The organism is Nostoc sp. CHAB 5836, assembly GCF_020829445.1.
Taxonomy (GTDB): Bacteria; Cyanobacteriota; Cyanobacteriia; order Cyanobacteriales; family Nostocaceae; genus Nostoc.
On sequence record NZ_JAIVFV010000048.1, the window covers coordinates 1 to 14,950 of the forward strand.

Sequence of the window (14,950 nt, forward strand, 5' to 3'; positions counted from 1 at the left end):
TGAAAATTCTTTGAATACACAGTTTAGTGGTTGGGATATAACAATTGAATCCCTCAAGATAAAAGTAGAGGATTACCGGAGACATTCTGAATTTGCTAAAATTAAGGTTGCAAATGTAAAAAAGTCTGTAGAACAGCAAAAAGAGATACTAATAAAGGGTTTTGTCCAGGGAGTTAGTATATTTGCTTGCGAAGCAAAAGATAAAATTCAAAATGAAATTGATCACATTGCTCGCTCTAGGGTAGGCAAATCCACAGAACACAATATTAAACAGTTTGATAACTTACAAAGTCGCGTACATCAATATGTTGACTGGTTTGCTATTGCTGGAGAAATAGGTGGAACAGTATTAGAGTTTATTCCTGGGATAGGCAAAGTTTTAGGAAAAGGACTTAAAACAGTACTGAAAACAAGCAACTCTTTGCTAGACAGTATGAAGAAATCTGTTCCCGACTCATTGAATATTCCTGATTCTGAGTATCAAGATTCCTTCAACATATCAGACTCATATATCATTAGAGTAAAAACTAGAGATGAAGCTCAAATGATTGGCACTACTATCAATGAATTTTGCGCTCCTCATATTCAAAGTTGGTGGTTAGACACTCAAGATAAACTAGTTAGGGATGGCACCAAAATAAGAGAAGCTTTAGTTGAGAAAATACAAGAAGATATTCAACAGATATCAAATGAACTTTCTCTATATCTTGGGAAATCTTTGAACGTTCAGATAAATATAAATGATATTCAGTTTCCTAGCTTTGATTTTCGAGGAATAGATGCAGAAATTCAATACCAGCAAGAGGTGTTTACTCGCACACGAAAAGAAGCAAAAAAAGACAGTAGTTGCTGCAACTCGAATGAAGTCTATTATGTGATGTTTCATACCAAGAACAGCAAGATTTTTACGAAATTGACTTACGCGAAACAACAAAACAAATTAAGCAGAAGATAGATGAGCAGGTCTTAAAAAATCAACAACTTTTACAACGAGTCATTGAAAAACAAATTGAGGAAGATTTTAGAAGTGCAGAACAGCAAATCAATGACTTTATTAAAATGTTTGAAGATGATTTTGACCGCTTACTGAAAGAACGGAATACGAAAGAAGCGGAGGCTGAACAAATTCGTGAAATCCTTAATCTTCAGAAAGAAAAACTTACTAAGTATCTGTTTGAATTAACCGCTATTCGAGCATCTTTGGATAGTTGGAAGCCATCGCAAAGAATTAGATAGGCGATTAGACCACTTCCTCAACCCAGACAGGCTGAAAAAGCGATCGCCTTACCTCATTAACCCACGCAGGTGGGTTTCGTTTGTATAGCCCCAGAATTCTATTCTGAGGGCATTTTATTTGTTACTATTCTGGCAATTTAGCAAAAGCCTCCTCAACTAACTCCTTTGCCTTAGCATCCAAACGCAACCAATCCACTTCACCTAATTCATCAATTAAACTAGTATCAATATCAGCAGCTTCCCTCTCTGGGGTGTATTCAATAAAACACACTTGATAACACAGTTCCCACAAATCGATACTCGCTTCTTGCTGTTGACGCTGCAAACGTAGATGATATCCTGGATGGGGCATCGGCAGACGAGCCAGAGTTCCTCTGATTTCATCGGCTTCTTCGGGCGTTGCAGTTTCCATTGCTTGCAATAGCTCAGTCACCAATGCTTTGATTTCATCAGTAGTGCTAGGCGGCCAAATCAAGACATCGTGGTAAGTTCCCGTCCAGGAAGATTCATCAAGCTGCTTGCGGATATTGTCGATAACACGAATGAAAGCTGGTTGCATGAGGATTTCAGCTTGCTGCCATGCAACTGAGTTGGTTATTTTAGGTGGCATTGGTAATAAACAGGGGCACTAAAAGAAAAATAAACAGTCTGCGTTTATTAAAAAGCTGCGTTTTTAATCTAAATCTTTTCTCAAGATAGCGGATTTCATTGAAGAAAATTTGGAGATATTTATTACCAGCTGGAAAATTAGGTAATAACTCTGGGGAGGCAATATGATCGGCAAGCTACTAGACCATCGTTACCAAGTAATTCGAGTCCTCGCAATGGGAGGATTTGGTCAAACCTACATTGCCCAAGATACTAGGCGACCAGGAAATCCCATCTGCGTTGTCAAGCACCTCAAACCCGGAACTGACCCCAGAGTTTTTGATACTGCTAAACGCCTGTTCAACAGCGAAGCCGAAACCTTAGAAAAACTGGGCAACCATGACCAAATACCCAGGCTGCTAGCGTACTTTGATGAAAACCAAGAATTTTATCTAGTACAAGAATATATTGAAGGACGTACTCTAACTGAGGAACTTATACCTGGTAAGCGCTGGAGTGAAAGCCAAGTAATTCAACTGTTGCAAGAAGTTCTGGAAATTCTCGATTTTGTGCATCGTCAAGGCGTGATTCACCGCGATATCAAACCGGATAATATCATTCGTCGCACCTCAGATAATAAGCTAGTTTTAGTAGATTTTGGGGCAGTAAAGCAACTGCGTACACAAATGGTGGCAGTGGGCGGACAAGCCTCTGCCACGGTAGTTATTGGCACTCCTGGCTATATGCCCACAGAACAAGGGCAAGGTAAACCCCGTCCCAACAGCGATATCTATTCCCTTGGCATCATTGCCATTCAAGCATTAACAGGATTACAGCCAACAGAATTGCAAGAAGACCCAGCAACGGGGGAAATCATCTGGCGTCATTCAGTAACCGTGAATCATCAATTGGCGGCAGTATTGTCTAAGATGGTGCGTTATCACTTCAAAGACCGCTACCAAAACGCCACGGAAGCACTGCAAGCGTGTAAAGACGCGATTAATCCTGTACCAGCAGTTTCCACATCTCAAGAATTCACCAAATCCCGACCTCAAGTATCTCGGTTGCAAACAGTTGCAGTTGCACCAGCAAATCCTGTCCCCGCTAGACCTGCGCCTAAAGACTCTAGCAAATCCGACCCCTGGCCGATATTAATTGGCATATTATTGGCGGGTGGTACGGCTGCCTTGGTAGCAAATGTATATCCAAATGTGAAAAATTTAGCTTTTAATATTACAGGTAACGATACCGCCTTAGCAAACAAATGCTCGGCTATTGTTGTCGGCAATTCTAATATACGTTCTGAACCTAGTTCAATAAATTCTGATAATATTTTGCAAACAGTTGCAGATAACACCAATTTTGAAGTTACTGGCAAGGGAACAAAACGAGGTTGGATAGAAGTTAAACTTAAATCTGGTAAATTGGCTTGGGCACACTCAGATGTGATAACCAATAATCAAGAATGGGGTTCTTGCCTACGTGAAAAGGGCATTGCAACTAAGATTGTAGATGATGATACCCTGATTGCAACTCGACCAATTCCTAAGTTAAAACCAAAATCTAGGAATGTAGCAACTCCATTACCAGAAAAGTCTGAGGGGTCAACTTCCGATGCCGATAAATTAGCTCAATTACAGCCTAGTGATAACAGTGCCAACATTATAGAACAAGCAAAACAGAAGTATGAATCAGGAGATATAATTGGAGCGATCGCGCTTTTGAAGTCGATTCCGGAAAGTGCTGCTTCTGGTATCCAAGAGACGGGCAAAATGATTGCCCAGTGGCAGGAAGATTGGGCTAAGGCGGAGGCGTTATCTAATGAGATCAATAAAGCAATAGATGATGGGAAATGGGATAAAGTTTTAGATTATAGAAACCATCCAGAAAAATTGCCTAATACTAAATACTGGCGAAATAAAATAGAACCATTATTTAAACAAGCAGCCGAAAATCTCGCAAAACAGGCACTAACTAAAATAGAAAATCAAGGTAATCAGAAAAATACTCAACAAAAATTTCCCGATACTAACCAACCTGCCACTACAAAAAGTCCTAATGCTACAGAAACTCCGAAATCAGGTTTGTAGTATCAAGGTTGATTAACCATGCTGTTTAAGCATCTATTGATAATGAATAATAGATAATTTTATTACCTTTATTTATTACCAATAGACACGAAGAGAAAGAAACAAGTCAATTTTGTTAACGAACCGCAATCGCGTAGCGTCTCCCCCTGGGAGAAGACCGCAAACGCGAGTGCGTCTGGTAAGAGTTGGACGCAAAGGAAGAGAAGAGAGAAGGAAGAAATGCTTAACTGAACTGTATTGCATTATGCAAAGTATTAAAATTTCCCAAAAAACTCATCCCAGCTTCAAGATTGACAATTCTCCTAATCCCTCTGAACTTCAAACGACTGTTTTTGAATGATTAATAATTTATGTAAAAGCAAAGCATCTAGGTGAGAATTTAACAGTGCTACCCTGTATACTTTTCACCTAAATGCTTTTGTCCAACATTTTTTACTTACACTTACTCGCATTTGTAGTAATTGCTATTTTTACTAACAAATATTTGCGATTAAGCAAGTCGGTGAAAATAAATCAAACTATGTGACAAAACGTAAATAGGCTTGAAACCCTTACCAATGACGAATGACTAAGGACAAATGACAGCCATCACCAGTTATCTTTAATTGCGCCGACCTACTTACTGCATTTCGTCGTATTCTTGGGCTTCAACTCGTCTTGCTTCCATCCGCGAAGCAGGCAAAAACTCAGCGCGACGGACTGGAACCAAGGGCGGTGTATTTCCTTGGTAGGGGTGAATCACTTGTACAGTACGGGCTGGACGCTGCCGTGGTGAGAATAAAGCCAATACCCCAGCGACGACAACACCACCACCAATAGTGAGAGTTGCGCCTCCCACAGCCCAAACTACAGGTGAAGACCACCAAGGATTTTGCGGCTGAAGTGCTGCCACTTTTTGTTGGTTATTCTGCTGGGCTAATTGCCACTGCTGCTGAGTGTTGAAATTTTGGACTTGGCCTTGAAGTTGTTGATTTTGCAACTTCAGTTGTTCATTGTCGTTTTTTAAACGCTCCAGCTGCATCTGGGTATTCAGCTTCTCCATCTCCAGACGCTGGTCAGTATTGGGAGCAGTGGGCGGCTGAACCTGACCGGGATACATTGGTTGCCCATAGGGGCCGTAAGGGTACATTGGTGGCTGTATTCCCGGCGCTACTACTGTCCCTGGCATTTGCGGAGCAACAGCGAAGTTAGGTTGTAGGGGGGTATTTGTTCCTTTGAGCAATACGAGAGCTGCCAGCCCAGCTACGGCGACTCCGCCGATAAACGCCATACTCTCACTCATCGCCTTTGCTCCTCAATTGCGACGTAACTATAATCATTTCTGACTGACTCACTCTCACACTCATAAATTATGCCTACTTGATTTCACATAATACTCAAACTATAAGCGACTATATCAGCTAGTTTTTTTACATGATCAGATCTAATGTTAATATTCAAGACCATAATGGTCAAATTGTCTAGCAAGGAAGAATTAAAAACCTGCGTTGTTAAACTTTTTTAATCTACTTTATCGGTGGAATCAAGAGAAGTATTTGTGCTGGTGTTGGTGGTCTTGATGGCTGCTTTGAGACTTTGGCAAAATTGAGCGATCGCCAAAAGTCCCTGGTCTGGTGTACCTTGAGCTAACTGTTTCACAAAAGCGCTGCCCACAATCACTCCATCTGCGCCCCACTCCCTTACCTGATGGGCTTGTGCAGCTTCAGAGATCCCAAAGCCTACAGCGATGGGTTTATCAGTAACACCACGAATTTGTTTGAGTAAATCAGACACTCGGATTTCGAGTTGCGATCGCACCCCTGTCACCCCAGTGACGCTGACTAAATAAATAAATCCTTGAGAAGAACGAGCGATCGCTTCTATTCGTTCTGCCGAACTGGTGGGAGCAACCAGCAAAATTACATCAATTCCCATCTTACTAGCTGCTTGGAGCAAGTCTGCTGCTTCCTCTAAGGGGAAGTCAGGGATTACCAATCCTGCGACCCCAGCCGCAGCAATTTGCCGAAGAAATTTTTCAATCCCCCGGTGCAAAATTGAGTTGTAATAGATTAACAGAACTAGTCGAAGTATTGGTCATTAGTCTTAGGCAAGTTACAAAGGACAAATGACAAAGGACTACTGACCAATGATCACTTTACACCTGGGATTGCTCTTCTTGTTCTATTTGGGCTTGAATTCGTGCTAGTTCTTCGGGAGTAAGCTCATCTAACCGCTTTTGCAGAAAGTCTTGCTCATACTGTTCCCGTTGTTGGTGGTAGGTCATTTTTTGTCCCACCGCCCGGAAAAAATAGGTGGCTAACCAGCCAACTAACCCACTGATTAGTAAGACTTGGCTCCATATCCCAGCTTGCTGATTATCCAAACCGACTAGCTGCAATCCTACATATGCCAAGCCGCCGGCAATAAAAACACCCAAGCCAATTCCAATAGCGTCAATCCGTCGCATGAGAGTTATGACCTACCAATCTCTGTGAACTACCCCGCCCTAAGCTGACTTTTCACGTCATGTGGAAAAGCTAACGATTAACCACCTTCCCCTAGTCGGGAAGGGGGAAAATTCAAAGTGTCTCTCCTTAAAGGAAGAGAGAAATAGAAGACAGGTTTTCCAGATACCGTGAAAAGTCAGGCCCTAAGACGGACGTAGCTCTCCCAATTCATCGGGAATAGCCAAGAGAACTTTGTAGTACTAGAAAGTCTGACATTCCCTCCTCTTGTCAGGAGTCCTGGTTGCCAAGACCCAAATTTTATTCTTGCAACATATACCTATTAGCTTGGTTTTCGCTTATGGCATTGATGGTCAAGACTTCAGTATCCTACCAGAAAAACAAGCGGGATTCGTCATACATCTGGAACTGATTTTTTACTTATGTTTTAAATCAATTCCAGATGTAATCCTCAACAAGAGCTATTCATCCCCAAGAGTATGAGTACATTGAGGGTGGGGACTCCCGCGACACGTTAAACTTCAATTTGTCGCCGTTGGGGTCGAAAATTTAGAAACGGCGACAGAACCAATAAACCCGGAAAGAAGAAAAACACCAAAAAGTACATAAAAGTACGCTCGATGGAGGTAGCTACATACCAACGCTGTTTCAGGTAAAGCAAGACAGCGATCGGGATTACCAAAAGGTAAGCTCCAGCCAAAATCACATACAGCAGGGCGACGATCATAAACTTTCAAGTCTTAAGCATCTGTTTTCCATCATAGGCTGAAGAGCCAAACTGAGGAAAGTAAGTCATGACGCTTTCAAAATAACTACGCCAGAATTCCTCCTTTATGTCCAAATTGATTGATAAAAGGAGATATTATGCTACGATAATAAATCCACTAGCAAACAAAGCTCTAGTCAGACAAGATCGAAAACTCAGCCAAATTGATTACGAGAAAACCAAGAAAATTTTCAACGATGGAAAACAATCGGACAATTTGGAAAAAATATTTTCGATCTAGTTGGACAAAAGACACAATTAATGGTGGAATAGATGAGGAGGTATTTGCTGCCTCCAAAAAACAACTAGTTATACTAGTTGCCAAAGACCAATGGGGGTGTGGCGGAATGGTAGACGCTACGGACTTAGATAACTGAGCCTTGAAGGAGAAATCCCTCAAGTGGAAGCTCTCAAACTCAGGGAAACCTAAATCTGGTGACAGACATGGCAATCCTGAGCCAAGCCCAAAAATTTGAGATTTGCGATTTGAGATTTACGATTAGTCTTCAATTCAAAATCCCAAATTAAGGGAAGGTGCAGAGACCCGACGGGAGCTACCCTAACGTTAAGTCGAGGGTAAAGGGAGAGTCCAATTCTCAAAATCTGATCTGGCTATTGTCATCAGGTAGCAGTGAAAACTGCGGGAGAATGAAAATCCGTTGACCGTAAAAGGTCGTGTGGGTTCAAGTCCCTCCACCCCCACTAAACATCTAAAATGCCGAAAGGCTTCCATAGAAACTATGGGCGAGTTCTATATAGCTCGTAAGAATATGTAGCGGTTCTCAATTCAGTAAAGTACAAGAACCCCACCCCCAACCCCCTCCCCGCAAGCAAAGAGGGGGGTTTCGATGTACCTCATGTGATTAGGAAACGCTATACGGGATGGGGGAAACTCCAGGGCTATTTCATTCTCATCTAGCCCGCCTCAGAATGAATTCTGAGTCTAACAGCGAAAGTCGTCTCAAGACGACTGAGAAAAGGTTATAAGTAGAGCGACGCAAATAAAGCTAACTGGCTAAGGCTGTCATTTGTCATTTGTCCTTCGTCATTTATAAGGGTTTAAGGCAATACGGTTGGGTTAAGGCTAAAACTCTGAGTAAAAGTCAGTTTTTTTAACGTAGACGCAACTCTTAGAGACGCTACGCGAACGGCTTGCCGCAGGCTACCGCAAACGCGAGTGCGTCTCCCCCTGGGAGAAGGACGCTTTCGCGCAGCGTCTCGTAAGAGTTGGACGCAAAGAGAAGAAAGAAATGCTTAACTGAACTGTATTGGGGTTTAAGGTGTGTTTACGTTTCGTAATATAGTTTGGTTTATTCTTGCCGACTTACTTAGTTCGTTAAAACGTACTTTAGCTATGAGCCTGGAACTTCAGTTTTGGGTGGTTTATGTCTAGAATGAAATAGCCCTGGGGGAAACTCAGTCACAAAGCGTGCTGAGAGAGAAGCAACTCGTGGGATTTTAAGAGGCTTGCAGGCTAGCTAACGCGGTCAATCGTGGTAAAATTTGGTTGTGAGTGCCAACAACAAACATCTACGTGTTAGCGCCATTGCAAGATGCTATGACTATTCTTAACATTGGTTCACCCCTAATTGCGATCGCAGGACAAACGCGCCAAGCTGCAAGGAAGCTAGCGATTCTCTCCACGGAGGCAAAAAATCAAGCCCTTGTTGCGATCGCCCAAGCTTTAGAATCGGCTAGAGATGAAATTTTACAAGCAAACGTCGCTGATTGTGAAGCAGCAACTTCGGTGGGAATTTCTCAACCGCTTTATAAGCGCTTGCAGTTGGATGAACATAAATTAAGAGATGCGATCGCTGGGGTGCAAGATGTCGGTAAGCTAGCTGATCCGATCGGGAGAGTACAGATTCACCGCGAACTTGACACTGGCTTAATTCTCAAGCGGATTACTTGTCCTTTAGGTGTTTTGGGGATTATTTTTGAAGCCCGTCCAGAGGCGGCGATTCAAATTGTTTCTTTGGCGATCAAATCGGGTAACGGTGTAATCCTCAAAGGCGGGAAAGAAGCGGTGCGTTCTTGCGAAGCGATCGTTAAGGCAATTAAGCAAGGATTATCTCAAACTGCTGTTAACCCCGATGCGGTACAGTTGCTGACAACTAGAGAAGAAACTCTAGAGCTTTTGAAGTTAGATAAATATGTAGATTTAATTATTCCTAGAGGTTCTAATTCCTTTGTGCGCTTTGTGCAAGAAAATACACGGATCCCTGTATTAGGTCACGCTGATGGGATTTGTCATCTTTATATAGATAAAGCGGCAGATATTTCTAAAGCAGTTCCGATTACAGTAGATGCAAAAGCCCAATATCCTGCTGTTTGTAATGCAATTGAAACTTTGCTAGTTCACGCCTCTATTGCTACAGAGTTTTTACCAAAAGTTGCTGAGGCTTTGCAAGAACGCCATGTAGAATTAAGAGGTGATAAACGCACCTGGGAAATTTTACCGAATATCAAAACTGCAACAGAAATAGACTGGGAAACAGAATACAGCGATTTGATTTTGTCGATCAAGATTGTAGATTCTATAGAAGATGCGATCGCACATATTAACGAATATGGTTCTCGTCATACTGACGCTATTATTACTGAAGATTTAGCATCTGTCGAAACTTTTTTTGGATTGGTAAATTCAGCCAATATATTCCACAATTGTTCTACCAGATTTGCTGATGGTTTCCGCTATGGTTTCGGTGCAGAAGTAGGAATTAGTACACAACAAATGCCTCCTCGTGGCCCTGTAGGTTTAGAGGGGTTAGTGACGTACAAATATCAAATGACTGGTGATGGTCATATAGTTGCTACTTATACTGGGGCTAATGCTAAAGCTTTGACTCATCGAGATTTTATATAAACAGCCTTATATTTGAAAAATCTACCTCAATACTGCGCAGGTTTTGGCAAAAAAATAAAAAATCTGTAGGTTGGGTTGAGGAACGAAACCCAACCGAAGAGCGGGGTTTGTTGGGTTTCGCAAAGGCTCAACCCAACCTACAAATATTAAAAACCTACGCAGTATTGAAATCTACCTTATATACCAATACACTTGGGTTAAGCATTTCTTCCCTCTCTTTCTCTCTTCTCTCTGTGTTCTCTGCGCCTCTGTGGTTCGTTAAAGAAAAAGAGTTTTAGCCTTAAGTGAACCGTATTGCCTTATATACTAAGGTTTACTATAGGAATCCGATTTGATTTTGGAACAAAATATAGATATCAGCCAAATTAGTTTTCTTTGAACTTTCATGCAGTTTGAATGGGATGACGCAAAGAATCTCGAAAACATCTGCAAACATAAAATTGACTTTGCCGATGTTCCTAAAATGTTTGATAGTACGATGCTAATTGAGCTAGATAACCGTTTTGATTATGGTGAAGAACGCTCGCGAGGTATCGGTTTTCTCGGTAACGGCGTAGCGGTGGTCATCTGGATAGAACGGCAAAATGATATCATCCGAATTATTTCAGCACGAAGGGCAAATCGATATGAGCGCCAACGATTTGAACAATATCTCACATACTAATTGGGAAGCATTAGAATCGATGTCAGATGACGACATTGATTATTCTGATATTCCGCCGTTAAACGATGAGTTTTTCGAGAAAGCAATGTTGAGATTACCAGCAACTCAAGCACGGAACTTAATTCAGATTGATCCAGATGTGATAGCTTGGTTTCAATCCCAAAGTGTCGAATACAAAACACTGATCAATTCTGTCTTGCGTCAACACATCCAAAATAGTGGTAACAAATGAGTAAAATCATTTTTAATTTAGCGAGTTTCAAAGATTCTTTATCTGACCAATAATACCAGGGCTATTTCATTCTCATCTAGCCCGCCTCAGAATTAATTCTGAGTCTAATAGCGAAAGTCGTCTCAAGACGACTGAGAAAAGGTTATAGTCCAATACCCTTGGGTTAAGGCTAAAACTCTCAGTAAAAGTCAGTGTTTTTAACGTAGACGCATTCCAATACGGTTCAGTTAAGCCCAAAAAATAAAAATGTGTAGGTTGGGTTGAGGAACGAAACCCAACCTACAACGGGCGTTTGTTGGGTAACACTAAAGTTCAACCCAACCTACAATTATCCTTAACTGAACCGTATTGAGACGCATTCGCGCAGCGTCTCGTAGAGAAGCGGCTTGCCGCAGGCTACCACAAACGCGAGTGCGTCTCGTAAGAGTTGGACGCAAAGAGAAGAAAGAAATACTTAACCCAACTGTATTGGGTTGTAGTCCGTTAAAACGGACTTTAGCTATGAGCCAGGAACTTCAGTTCCGGGTGGTTTATGTCTAAAATGAAATAGCCCTGCCAATAATACAGCCCTTTTGTTCAAGACTTAAATTGCTCATTTTCTCTAATGAAGGGTTGGGAAGAGGTTTATTTTCTAGCACGAACAAAGAAGGTTGTGGTATCTTCCCAAACTCCTTCAACAGTTGCTAGCTTCTCAATTTCGGCGTGGTATGCAACTTGTAACTGATCTAATTGTTCCTGTGATAGTTTTGGTAACAGGGGATTGCCTTTAAAACTTAAATTAATTGTCTTCTGGGATAATTTTTCATTACTAAAATTGCGATATCGTCCACGCGGTTCAATTTTGATATCGATATCCTGAAAACCTGCCTGTTGTAACAAACCCTCGCACCTTTCTGTAGTACCAAGGGATGCAAGAATATGTGGTGGCGATATGCCTAAGACTCCAGCGCATATATTAACATAAACAGATGCCATATAAGCAGTTTCGGGAGGGCAAGTAAACGCTACGAATCCCCCTGGTTTGAGAAAACGATACCACTTTTGTAAGCTGCCAAGGATATCGGTAAGCAGTACAATTGCTGAACAGCAAAAAATGACATCAAAATTACCATCACTAAAGTTTATATATTCTGCATCACCCTCAATTAATTCGATGTTTTGTAATTTTGTTGCTGCAACTTTTTGTCTGGCTTGATATAGCATTCCAGGAGTCATATCTATACCAATAACATAGCCTGTTGAACCAACTTTTAAAGCGGCGGGAATCGCAACTAAACCCGTTCCAGTTGCAATATCAAGGATTTTTTGTCCTGGCTGGAGTGGTACGGATTCAAGTAGGAGACTTGCTTCTAGGGGATGTTGAGTACCTTCTTCATGATCATAGGCAGTTCTAGCATCGTAAAATTGAATTACTTGCTGTTTGTAAGCATTCATAAATCCTCTCTTTAAACTAACGCTTTCAATAACGCCTGAAGTTTCAGCTGCACCTCTGCAAACTCCTTATCAGGATCAGATCCAGCCACGATACCAGCACCAGCATACAATCTCGCGCGATCGCCATCAATCAATGCTGAACGAATTCCGACAATAAACTCGCAGTTCCCCTGAGAATCTATCCAACCCAGAGGCGCAGCATACAAACCTCTCTCAAAGCTTTCGTAACGCCGAATTTCGGCACAGGCTACATCTCTTGCTGCACCAGCAACGGCTGGTGTAGGATGCAATTGGGCGACAATCTTTAATGGATGTATGTTAGCTGGAACTATAGCACTGATTGGTGTCCATAAATGTTGGATATTCGATAATTGTCGCAGCCGTGGTGCTAATATTTGGGGTAATAAACCTAGCTGGCATAGGCGTTGTGTAATGAAATCAAGCACCAGTGAATGTTCGTGCTTTTCTTTTTCACTATTAAGCAAGCGATTGGCATTAGCTGCATCTTCAGCAGGGGTTTTACCTCGTGGTGCAGAACCAGCTAAAGCATCAGTGATTAACTGTTGATTATTAATACTAATTAATCTTTCTGGACTGGCACCAATAAAGTTTTGTCCTTTGCCATTACTTGTTGAAAAAATATAACAATTAGGATGTATCCGTCTAAGATTATTTAAGGATTTAACTAAATCAAAGTGGTTGCTTGATTTGACATCTAATATATCTGCTAGGACAATCTTGCTTAAATGACTAGACCTAATTTTTTCCAAAACAGATACTACTGAACGTTTAAACCCAGTAGCATTCGTGACAGATTTATTGTATAACTTTGCTGGAAAACAATCAATATTAGCAGAGTAATATTTTAAAGATTGGATAAATTCAATTTTATTTTGCACATTCTCCAACAACCTTTGAACACTTACACTTTCATTGATAATTATATTTGTTACTAATATGCAACGCTGATTTTTAACAGCTACTTGCCAACGGGGAAGAAAGATGGTAGCAGACGGAAATGGATAATCTACTTGGGCATTTTTATCAAAAAAGCTGAAATAACAAAAAAAGTGAGGCCCAGAAAAACCTTGGCTAGTGTTACCAAAATTAATTATATTTTTTAGACAAGATTTGATAAAATGTTCGCCTTGAGTAAAACGATCTACACCATCAATTTGTAACTTTGCCACAGCATCAATTGCCGCGATCGCTTCTCCTTTGCCTTTGTCCTCAAAGTAAAAATTTATTTCATTTGCTTGTGTAAGTTGATCTAATACAAGTAAAGGGTCAACTAAATCGATCTCCTGAGAGATACTGACAATTTGCCTGCAATTATTTTTGACGCACTTTTCTTGCACTGCTACCAAAAATTGATATAAATCTTTGTGTACAAAGAGGTTGCTACGACATGGTGAAACTGTCATGGATCTATAGTAAATTTTTTTTAAGTTAACTTCCTAAAGTGTAATTAATCGTGGTCGTATTTCTACAGGTAACATATTAAGTTGTCATTTCACCAGCGTAGGATTTGCCTTGTTCGTGGTGTTCCTAGACCCTGACAAGACAGTTGCAGCCGGAGGCTGCAACGTCAGGGTAGAGTATTAACAACACAAGGTGAACAATCCACAGTCAAACTAGTAGTTGTTTTTAGCTGATGAATATCTAGCGTCTCTTTCAATCAAAAAATCTCAAGTGAGAGTAATATTCCGGCAATTTAATTAATCACGACTGATGACAACCAAGCAGATTTTATATCCCAACACTAAGTTATGGATGGCAGCGATTAAACCGCCAATGTACAGCGTTGCCATTATGCCCATTTGGGTAGGAACAGCAGTAGCATTTGCCGAAACTAAAATTTTTAATGGTGCAGTATTTTCTACTTTTGTCGCTGCGGCAATCTTAATTCTCGCCTGGGAAAATATCAGTAATGATGTCTTTGATTCCGAAACAGGTATTGATCAAAATAAGCACCATTCTCTGGTGAACTTAACAGACAATAAGCCATTAATATTTTGGATAGGAAATTTGTGTTTAGGTTTGGGGTTGCTGGGCATACTAGCGATCGCTTTTTGGCAACAAGACCTAACTGTGATCGCCATAATTCTGCTGTGCTGTGGTTTGGGCTATATGTACCAAGGGCCTCCCTTTCGCTTAGGATATCAGGGTTTAGGCGAGATTCTTTGCTTTTTTGCCTTTGGCCCCTTAGCAGTGGAGGCAGCCTACTACAGCCAAACCCAAACTTGGTCAATGACAAGTTTAGCAGCCTCAGTCATTGTTGGGATTGCCACAACCTTAATTTTGTTTTGCTCACACTTTCACCAAGTTAAGGATGACATAGCCGCAGGCAAGCGATCGCCTATCGTCCGTCTAGGAACAGCAAAAAGTGCCCAACTCCTAGGTTGGTTTACTGGTAGCATTTATACCCTCACCTTGCTGTTTGTGCTATGGGGAATTTCTCCACCTTGGACATTACTGAGTTGGGTGAGTTTACCCTTTGCCTTCAAATTATGTCGCCACGTCCAAGAAAACCACAATCAGCCAGACAAAGTTAGTAACTGTAAATTCATCGCCGTAGCGGTGCATTTCTGGGCTTGCTTGTTGTTTGGACTGGGATTTATGATTTAGTT

At 41.2% G+C, this 14,950-nt stretch carries 13 protein-coding genes and 2 pseudogenes; 8 read left to right on the forward strand and 7 right to left on the reverse strand.

The window, feature by feature from the left end:
- Together LC605_RS12060 and LC605_RS12065 are read left to right on the forward strand one after the other, a co-directional pair.
- Positions 1-955, forward strand: a pseudogene (locus LC605_RS12060) (dynamin family protein); the annotation flags it as partial.
- Between the two features lie 104 nt (positions 956-1,059).
- Positions 1,060-1,236 carry a hypothetical protein gene (locus LC605_RS12065; RefSeq protein ID WP_229547777.1) on the forward strand — a complete coding sequence of 59 codons (177 nt, stop codon included), beginning with the start codon at positions 1,060-1,062 and terminating at the stop codon, positions 1,234-1,236.
- A 124-nt stretch (positions 1,237-1,360) separates the two neighbouring features.
- On the opposite strand, the gene LC605_RS12070 is transcribed toward LC605_RS12065, so the two are convergent.
- Positions 1,361-1,846 (reverse strand): hypothetical protein, encoded by a 486-nt coding sequence (locus LC605_RS12070; protein WP_229547778.1) that lies wholly within the window; start codon positions 1,844-1,846, stop codon positions 1,361-1,363.
- Between the two features lie 163 nt (positions 1,847-2,009).
- Between LC605_RS12070 and LC605_RS12075 the strand changes: the two genes are divergently transcribed.
- Positions 2,010-3,914, forward strand: coding sequence for a serine/threonine protein kinase (locus LC605_RS12075; RefSeq protein WP_229547779.1), 1,905 nt, complete (start codon positions 2,010-2,012; stop codon positions 3,912-3,914).
- A 619-nt stretch (positions 3,915-4,533) separates the two neighbouring features.
- Here LC605_RS12075 and LC605_RS12080 read toward each other — a convergent pair.
- The 4 genes and pseudogenes from LC605_RS12080 to ndhL form a co-directional block, all read right to left on the reverse strand.
- Complete coding sequence (locus LC605_RS12080) at positions 4,534-5,196, reverse strand: heterocyst differentiation related protein (RefSeq protein WP_229547780.1); 663 nt, start codon at positions 5,194-5,196, stop codon at positions 4,534-4,536.
- Positions 5,197-5,414: 218 nt separating this feature from the next.
- Positions 5,415-5,987: pseudogene (gene trpA / locus LC605_RS12085) on the reverse strand (tryptophan synthase subunit alpha); the annotation flags it as partial.
- Between the two features lie 61 nt (positions 5,988-6,048).
- On the reverse strand, positions 6,049-6,360 hold the full coding sequence (locus LC605_RS12090; protein WP_190891582.1) for a DUF3007 family protein: 312 nt from the start codon (positions 6,358-6,360) through the stop codon (positions 6,049-6,051).
- A gap of 512 nt (positions 6,361-6,872) precedes the next feature.
- The gene (gene ndhL / locus LC605_RS12095; RefSeq protein ID WP_229547781.1) at positions 6,873-7,085 is read right to left on the reverse strand and encodes an NAD(P)H-quinone oxidoreductase subunit L; all 213 of its coding nucleotides are present in this window, start codon (positions 7,083-7,085) and stop codon (positions 6,873-6,875) included.
- 236 nt (positions 7,086-7,321) lie between these two features.
- On the opposite strand from ndhL, the gene LC605_RS12100 reads away from it, so the two are divergent.
- From LC605_RS12100 to LC605_RS12115, 4 genes are all read left to right on the forward strand, one after another.
- Positions 7,322-7,501 (forward strand): hypothetical protein, encoded by a 180-nt coding sequence (locus LC605_RS12100; RefSeq protein ID WP_229547782.1) that lies wholly within the window; start codon positions 7,322-7,324, stop codon positions 7,499-7,501.
- Positions 7,502-8,682: 1,181 nt separating this feature from the next.
- On the forward strand, positions 8,683-9,990 hold the full coding sequence (locus tag LC605_RS12105; RefSeq protein ID WP_229547783.1) for a glutamate-5-semialdehyde dehydrogenase: 1,308 nt from the start codon (positions 8,683-8,685) through the stop codon (positions 9,988-9,990).
- 385 nt (positions 9,991-10,375) lie between these two features.
- On the forward strand, positions 10,376-10,654 hold the full coding sequence (locus LC605_RS12110; protein WP_229547784.1) for a BrnT family toxin: 279 nt from the start codon (positions 10,376-10,378) through the stop codon (positions 10,652-10,654).
- The gene (locus LC605_RS12115) at positions 10,617-10,886 is read left to right on the forward strand and encodes a BrnA antitoxin family protein (protein WP_229547785.1); all 270 of its coding nucleotides are present in this window, start codon (positions 10,617-10,619) and stop codon (positions 10,884-10,886) included. The genes LC605_RS12110 and LC605_RS12115 overlap by 38 nt, the downstream gene beginning before the upstream one ends.
- Positions 10,887-11,510: 624 nt before the next feature.
- On the opposite strand, the gene LC605_RS12120 is transcribed toward LC605_RS12115, so the two are convergent.
- Entirely contained in the window at positions 11,511-12,320 is an 810-nt protein-coding gene (locus tag LC605_RS12120) for a class I SAM-dependent methyltransferase (RefSeq protein ID WP_229547786.1), read from the reverse strand.
- Positions 12,321-12,331: 11 nt separating this feature from the next.
- Positions 12,332-13,744, reverse strand: coding sequence for an isochorismate synthase MenF (locus LC605_RS12125; protein WP_229547787.1), 1,413 nt, complete (start codon positions 13,742-13,744; stop codon positions 12,332-12,334).
- 307 nt (positions 13,745-14,051) lie between these two features.
- On the opposite strand from LC605_RS12125, the gene menA reads away from it, so the two are divergent.
- Positions 14,052-14,948, forward strand: coding sequence for a 2-carboxy-1,4-naphthoquinone phytyltransferase (gene menA, locus LC605_RS12130; RefSeq protein ID WP_229547788.1), 897 nt, complete (start codon positions 14,052-14,054; stop codon positions 14,946-14,948).
- Positions 14,949-14,950 lie beyond the last annotated feature (2 nt).

Coding starts and splice junctions, on each gene's coding strand:
- LC605_RS12065 (WP_229547777.1), top strand. CDS start 1,060: ATGTTTGAAGATGATTTTGACCGCTTACTGAAAGAACGGAATACGAAA.
- LC605_RS12070 (WP_229547778.1), bottom strand. CDS start 1,846: ATGCCACCTAAAATAACCAACTCAGTTGCATGGCAGCAAGCTGAAATC.
- LC605_RS12075 (WP_229547779.1), top strand. CDS start 2,010: ATGATCGGCAAGCTACTAGACCATCGTTACCAAGTAATTCGAGTCCTC.
- LC605_RS12080 (WP_229547780.1), bottom strand. CDS start 5,196: ATGAGTGAGAGTATGGCGTTTATCGGCGGAGTCGCCGTAGCTGGGCTG.
- LC605_RS12090 (WP_190891582.1), bottom strand. CDS start 6,360: ATGCGACGGATTGACGCTATTGGAATTGGCTTGGGTGTTTTTATTGCC.
- ndhL (WP_229547781.1), bottom strand. CDS start 7,085: ATGATCGTCGCCCTGCTGTATGTGATTTTGGCTGGAGCTTACCTTTTG.
- LC605_RS12100 (WP_229547782.1), top strand. CDS start 7,322: ATGGAAAACAATCGGACAATTTGGAAAAAATATTTTCGATCTAGTTGG.
- LC605_RS12105 (WP_229547783.1), top strand. CDS start 8,683: ATGACTATTCTTAACATTGGTTCACCCCTAATTGCGATCGCAGGACAA.
- LC605_RS12110 (WP_229547784.1), top strand. CDS start 10,376: ATGCAGTTTGAATGGGATGACGCAAAGAATCTCGAAAACATCTGCAAA.
- LC605_RS12115 (WP_229547785.1), top strand. CDS start 10,617: ATGAGCGCCAACGATTTGAACAATATCTCACATACTAATTGGGAAGCA.
- LC605_RS12120 (WP_229547786.1), bottom strand. CDS start 12,320: ATGAATGCTTACAAACAGCAAGTAATTCAATTTTACGATGCTAGAACT.
- LC605_RS12125 (WP_229547787.1), bottom strand. CDS start 13,744: ATGACAGTTTCACCATGTCGTAGCAACCTCTTTGTACACAAAGATTTA.
- menA (WP_229547788.1), top strand. CDS start 14,052: ATGACAACCAAGCAGATTTTATATCCCAACACTAAGTTATGGATGGCA.